At 32.5% G+C, this 6,856-nt stretch carries 5 protein-coding genes; all 5 read right to left on the bottom strand.

The features are described 5' to 3' along the window. Nucleotides 1-192 precede the first annotated feature (192 nt). Nucleotides 193-405, bottom strand: a complete 213-nt coding sequence (locus ACIQCO_RS22870) for a hypothetical protein (RefSeq protein WP_400433162.1) — start codon at nucleotides 403-405, stop codon at nucleotides 193-195. A gap of 631 nt (nucleotides 406-1,036) precedes the next feature. After that, on the bottom strand, nucleotides 1,037-2,161 hold the full coding sequence (locus ACIQCO_RS22865; RefSeq protein WP_400433159.1) for an SPFH domain-containing protein: 1,125 nt from the start codon (nucleotides 2,159-2,161) through the stop codon (nucleotides 1,037-1,039). An 18-nt stretch (nucleotides 2,162-2,179) separates the two neighbouring features. Beyond that, on the bottom strand, nucleotides 2,180-2,776 hold the full coding sequence (locus ACIQCO_RS22860; protein ID WP_400433156.1) for a hypothetical protein: 597 nt from the start codon (nucleotides 2,774-2,776) through the stop codon (nucleotides 2,180-2,182). A gap of 301 nt (nucleotides 2,777-3,077) precedes the next feature. Then, entirely contained in the window at nucleotides 3,078-5,648 is a 2,571-nt protein-coding gene (locus tag ACIQCO_RS22855) for an SNF2-related protein (protein WP_400433153.1), read from the bottom strand. Continuing rightward, the gene (locus tag ACIQCO_RS22850) at nucleotides 5,641-6,855 is read right to left on the bottom strand and encodes a hypothetical protein (protein WP_400433151.1); all 1,215 of its coding nucleotides are present in this window, start codon (nucleotides 6,853-6,855) and stop codon (nucleotides 5,641-5,643) included. The genes ACIQCO_RS22855 and ACIQCO_RS22850 overlap by 8 nt, the downstream gene beginning before the upstream one ends. Nucleotide 6,856 lies beyond the last annotated feature (1 nt).

The raw sequence follows: 6,856 nt of genomic DNA, 5'->3' as shown, positions 1-6,856 counted from the left end.
ACTTACTGGCTTCCCCTTTCTATCGGCCAATATCTCCGTCAGATTTAGGACAAATAATACCGTCAATTTCTTGCCAAAATAGAACGTCAGTAACAGTAGTAGTGTTTACCTTAAACTAGTTAATTCATACTTCCCTTATTTTAGAGAGACTAGAAGCAGATGATCACCCATTATTAAGACTTGTTGTTGGTGTTATTTTGAAAATAATGCAATCTTCCTATTTTTAAATTCTTCTTTTGATATTTGACTACTATCTCTCAAGGTCTTAAGCGTTTCCCATTCTTTATTTCCAATTTTTCCCACTTGTTCTTCAATATATGGCATATCTTCTTTTGTCATACCAGATGACATAGCATCATCAAGTTCCTTACCACTTAATCCCCAAAGAAAATCCCATTCACTCATAATACTGTTCCTCCAATTTAAAAAGTAATAGTAATTTTTTTAAATCCTATATAATAAATCTACTCATCCTCATCTTCGTCTTCATATTCAATTTCAAAGCAGGATAGAAAGTTAACCCAATTATTTGGATATACATTACTTCCTTCCAACACAAAACCTCTTTGACCTTTGTATTTCACAGCTAGCTCCCATTGTGTTCCATCACAAACGTAAGGATCAATCTACTCACTGTTCCAATGATCAACATGGATAGAATTGTATTTATCTAGTAGCTTATTTGTTTCTTGAAATGAATGCTTTTTTTATTCGGATCCTCACACCATAGGGTAGTACTCAAACAAGCTGAATTTTCTTTAAATCTCGACCAGTTCTTTAAACCTTGATAATATTCAACAGGATTTTCTGGATATAAATCAACATAGTGCAAGCTATCATAGTATCACCTTTGAAGGCGCAATTCCTCGTTTCTTTCATCCACCAATCGTTTTCCATTTGATAGTTTCCTTTCTCGTCATTCATAAGAAACTTATATCGCTACTCCATCACAGCACATGAGAGTAAAAAGCCGACCAACTAATATGACCGGCTTTTGCACGTTATACCACTTATTAATCTAATTTGAGATGCTTTATTACAGCCCCATGATTTCTTTCTTTTTAGCATCAAACTCTTCCTGTGTTAAAACACCCATATCAACTAGTTCTTTTAGCTTTTTCAATGTTTCGATCTGCTCGTCGAAAGACATTGAAGAACTTGGCGTTGAAGCAGGCTGGCATTTAGGTCCAATATTCTGGGCCATATTCATTCCAAAGAGCATACCACCGCCGGTCCCAAGTCCATTATCTTGAATACCCTGAGCAATTTTTTGTTGTGCAGCAATATTGGATGCTCTCTGTGAAACATCTTCATAGGCTCTCATATTCATCTTGTTAGCAGAGAACTGGTTAACAAGCTCTCTAGATTCTGGTGAAAATTCGATATTTTCAACCGCAACCTTAATAAGTTCAAAACCGAATCGGTCTTTCCATGTGCCAGCATTATATGGATCTTCAGATATTCTCTTTGAAATTTCAACTGCCTGCGAAGGCAACTGAGAAATCCTATATGTAGTTGAAAGTGAATTCAATGCAACGATAAATGATTGTACAAATTCTGAAAGAACTTGTGCTCTCACTTTCGGATCATCAAATGAATAGCTATTTACGTTAGCTGGCACAAAGTTTTTTATAAACTTCTCAGAATCAACAATTTTAATAGAGAAGCCACCATATGCATAAATTTCGAGGTCGCAACCATAATACAAATCATTATAGACCTGAGGGCCACGTGTTCCAAATTTAATATCACGGATTTCACGTAAATTGACAAATGCTATTCTCTTTTCCGAAGAAGCGATGCCACCGTAGCCGATTCTGTCTTTAGCCTGTTTAAAGATTGATGCTACTATACCATCTCCATTAAATACGCTTTCCTCACCCTCTTGATATTCATAGCCGCCAGGAGTTGTGATAATGTTTTCAATTCCGGCTTGGCTAAAAATGAAGGCTGCAGTATTTTCGGGAATAAATATTTTCGAGCCGTTTGATATAACATCCATTGAGCCATGTGTGTTGACTCCACGCCCGTTGTTATTCATTTTAAGTATTCCTGGTGCTACAGCTGTATGTTCATCAAAATATCCAGCAGTAATTAGTTTCTTCCACTGATCAGCAAAGGCTCCTCCTACCGAATCGGAAAGTGCTTTTATAATTCCCATAGTCAACAACCTCTCTCATCATAAAATTTGGTCTGTATCACAATATCTGCAGCGAATGCTTTGACCCTTGGTTCCAGTAAGAGGTGACATACAACCGATACATTTTTTTGTAACCCTTACCGGTTCATCCGCAGCTTTGCTTTTGGATTTAATTCCGAATGTTCCTTTAAAAACATTTACAGTATCTTTAAGCGTTTCTGCTACCATTTCTGCTCCGGGAATTGCAAATTGATTTGCTGTTGATTTTCTCGAAGACTCATTCCCGGTTAATACCTTGCTAATTTCATTAACATATTTCACAATTTCTTTTTTACCTGAACTTTGAAATTTGAAAGCCACCTGCCCATTTACAAAATATATCTGAAGATCAGGTGTACCATTTGTGCTTTTTCCCATAATAGCCTGTGCTTCGCCATTTATGATTTTCACCTGATTGAGTGGGTATTTCTGCACCCTTTTTGTATTTCCAAACATGCCCTTACTAACATGGATAATGTTCATATTAGTAAGAATAAGTTCATCGGTATATCCGGGCATAAGCCCGCCGCCTTCACAAAGGACACCGGTACTCTGAATAAGAATTGATTCACTTGGCTCTAAATTGTATTTTGCCATATTTATCCTCCCCCTAAGCACTTTTATTGATGTTCAGCCTTTCCTTTAATTCGGTAGGAAAGGCCCTATTCCAACAATTATCGAGGCAGCTTTTTCATTATGCATAAAGCACAAAATTAATGACAGATATACGTTCCATGACATTTTTCTCTTTTTCGTTTCAATGGAACTATCTGTCTGACGGTTTATCCTTATGATGTTACTTTATTCCTCCTGGGAGTTTCAAAAAATAATACACATATTCGAAACTTATAGATGGTGCTATATTATTATTGCAAAAAAAATTAATTACTGACTTATACTATAGTTTTAAATCACTAAAGATGATTTCCAAATCTTCTTCAACCGTAGCTACTTGCTCTAAAATGTTGTTTTCAATTGCATCTAACATATTTTTTTCTTTTTCTTGTAATCTTTGATATATTTGTTTATCCAATGAATATATCTCATTATCTAGCGTAAAAAAATTATTTTGTAAATAAAAATACTGAGTATATTGATTCTGAGGCAAACCTAATCTATGAATTCTATCTTTTGATTGCAAAAGATGAACAAGATTATAGCTATATTCAAAATAGATGGCATCATGGCAAATTGAATGCAAGGAAACTGATTCAGCAAGTGTATGAGGATTCGTAATCAAAACATCAACTTTTCCTGCTTTAAATGCTTTTAAAACAGCATCTCTCTCTTCTAAATGGATGGCACCATAAACACATCCAACGGTCAGTCCTTCTGATTCTAATTCGGTAGATAACCTCAATATGGAATCAACAAATATGCACCATATAATAACAGGTTTATTTTCCTTGAATAGTTTTTGCGCTTGTTCTATGCAAGTAGAAAACTTTCTTGTATTGGGCACAGACTGGATTAATGATATAATTTCTTCGGAATAATCTTTAAATTCAATATCCTCAATTTCACCAGAAGTATCAAGTATATCAGAGAAATCTTCCCCATTACTGTCTAATGCTTTTAATAACATTTGCGGGTTTGATTCTAATTGCAGCAACCTTATAATAAGTGCCAATTTATTTTTTGCATATTTTAATATTAGTATCTGAAAAATTTTATTTTCATTTTCGCTTGCATTTATCGTTAAGAATATATCTTCATTGGCATTAGGCACATTTAGTTGTTGTTTTGTAGTGCGACAGAAAAAAGGTTGGATTTTGTTGTTTATATCTTCCATGTCAGCACTGGAAGGATTTTTTAATTGTTGCTCTGAAAAGCCAAAAAACTCATCATACTCATCATGATAAAGGATCGTCAATAAATTTTTTATATCTAAATAAGAATTAGGTATAGGAGTACCTGTCATCGCAATGGTGAAATAGGCATTTTTAGAAATTGCAAGTGCATTTACCGCACGTTGTCCATTTATAGCCTTAACTTTGTGGACTTCATCAAATACCAACAATGTCTTATCGTCTACGATGTTTTTAACTTCATACAAAACTGAATTTAAACTTTCGTAATTAAATAAAAGTAAATTTTTATTTCCTGTATCATACTTTACAGCTTTTCGCTTTTCCTCCAAATTATTGTATGATTGAATATTAAAAAGTTTTAGCCCCTTTTGCATTTCAAAACAAATGTTGAATTCATCAATCCATGAACCAAAAGAGTTCTTAGGTCCAACCATTACTATTTTATTTACAAGATTTTTTTGTGTTAAATATGCAAAAACGCCTAATACTGAAGATGTTTTTCCCGATCCCGGAACAGAGAAATTTCCGGACTTTCTCATAATGCACATATAGAAAGAATCCCACATCTGTTTATCCCTTAATCTTCTATCCATTGAGTTATCAACGATCTTTTTATATTCACTAAACTTTTCAAATACATCAGGACTTTGCTGCTTAATGGCCATTCCGATATTAGCTCTTTCATAAATATATATTTCTCGAGAAGAAATGTACTTTTTTAATCTTTTAGAAACAAAAAACTTATAATTTCGCTTTTTTGAATCCGCTTCCAAAATATTAATTATTTTTTTGTACTTTGGATAGGTAAGATGTTTTTTAAAAACCATTTTTTCTTCACAACTTGAATTTACCTCTGAATATCTTTTGAGTTTTAACTTATATACTTGATTATTCCAGATAGTAGTAGGGTCAATTTTAATATTCAGTTCCAAATTCTCATCGTTATAGTCCAAAATCAGACAATTACTTTCTAATAGATTAGGTTCATAAGTTACATTACCTTTGTTATAAGAAAGTATTTTTTTATAAATTATTTCATCAACATCGCAAACATGGATCCCGTTGATTTTGTTTGCCCATAAATTTTCGAAAACCCCAATACTTTTTGTTATTTTTGAATAGTCGAAATCGGAAGCTTTCCAACTACATGTAATATCAAATGATTCATAATTGGAACGAAAAGCCGCTTCTGTTTCATTATTTGATCCTCGAAAACATATGATATTTCCACTAGCATCTTTCATAATGCCAAATTTATCATGAAAAATTCCTTTCTGGGTGAAAGCCATTTTAATATCTATGGTCCCAATTGATATTAAAAAAGCCAAATTAGAAAGATTACATTCTTCTTCAATTGTTAATGGTTCGTTTAACCGGTTAATCAAATCGTTTCTTAGGGTATCACGTAATCGATACCCTTTTTTTATTTCTTCATAATCTTCTTCAGAAATTTCAGAAGATATAATTAAGCGATATTTATAACCGTTCATAGAAAATAATTCTAATCCCTTTGCATAACTCGCTAATGCTTTCGCCGAAAAATAGGCAGTAGCTCTATCATAATGAGTACAATGGCTTAATACAGGAGTATAAAATTCTGCACCTATATCATTCTCATATGTCGAGTATGTTGACTTAAGGTTTAGATCACTAAACATTTAACTCTCTCCTAATATTAGATACAATCTCATTGATCATATCCAACTTTTCTTGAATATCATCTTTTTGTTCAGTGCTTATTTTTTTGAATATATTTGTATCTATTAAATCAAGTGAGTCATAAGCTTTTTCTACTTGTTTTACCGGCTGACTGCGAGTTGTATCTGAATCTACCTTATTTATAAATATTTCTGTTGAATGTTTAAAATCTCTTTTAATTTCTTCGTTAGTACGAATTTTTGCGATTTCCTTATTTGTAACTTTGGGAAATTTCTCAAGTTCATCACAAACTTTTTCCACAATTACTGTTTGTTCGTCAATAAAATTGTTAAAAAACTTGTTACTATCGACTATTTTTTTAATTTTTCTTATATATCTATTCATATCTCCAACTGGTTGCATAAGTAACTCAGCAAATACAATATTTTTTAAATCTTCTCTTTTATCATCATCTTTCACTTTTTTTAACATAACGTGCAGATCTTTAAGGGATTCAGTAATATTCATAGTACGTGCTAAATAAAAATGTTTAGGAGAATTAATAAAATCTAAAAAGTCGACCAGTAAATTTGCTTTTTCAATCTCTACCTTAATTTCCGCCGGAGTTTGATTTACACTGTTAGCATACTCTTCGACTGTAAGAAGCTTTGTTTCAATAATGTCATTATATATTCCCACAAGCCTGTCAATCGGATTATAACCAATTTTTTCATCAACTCCATGTTGCAACATAAGTTCCAACATTTTTATTTGTTTTGCATTATTTTCAATACTATGATCTAATATTATTGCCTCAAAATATTGTGTTTTTCCAGTTTCTTTTTCTATATTACGCAGACATGTGAACCTTCTGTTTCCGTCAATAATACGGCCATCCGATAAAACAACACCCGTTTCTTGTTGGCCAATAAGTTTTATATTGTTTTGGGTATTTTTTAGAGCTTGTGGATTGCTGCTTGTTATAAAATCGTGAATAATATTATTATAGTTTTCTATGTCTGATAAATCGAAATGGTTAATATTATTATCAATTTTATATTGTGAAATCCAAGTTGCAATTCGGTCATTTTGATCATTGTAGTATAATTGGTCTAACCTGATTTTATAAACCGGATAATTCTGAGAAATATTATCAATAACGAGCTTTTTATCTGTATTATTAGGGATAACGGCTTTAATTTCTATTCCTTTAGTTAATAAATCCACA

Origin of the sequence: Neobacillus sp. NPDC093127 (assembly GCF_044754175.1) — a bacterium.
Classification (GTDB): Bacteria; Bacillota; Bacilli; order Bacillales; family Cytobacillaceae; genus Neobacillus.
This window is presented reverse-complemented; position numbering and strand designations above follow the sequence as displayed.

What these genes read in the sequence shown, in the direction of transcription:
- ACIQCO_RS22870 (WP_400433162.1), bottom strand. Translation starts at nt 405, where the DNA reads ATGAGTGAATGGGATTTTCTTTGGGGATTAAGTGGTAAGGAACTTGAT.
- ACIQCO_RS22865 (WP_400433159.1), bottom strand. Translation starts at nt 2,161, where the DNA reads ATGGGAATTATAAAAGCACTTTCCGATTCGGTAGGAGGAGCCTTTGCT.
- ACIQCO_RS22860 (WP_400433156.1), bottom strand. Translation starts at nt 2,776, where the DNA reads ATGGCAAAATACAATTTAGAGCCAAGTGAATCAATTCTTATTCAGAGT.
- ACIQCO_RS22855 (WP_400433153.1), bottom strand. Translation starts at nt 5,648, where the DNA reads ATGTTTAGTGATCTAAACCTTAAGTCAACATACTCGACATATGAGAAT.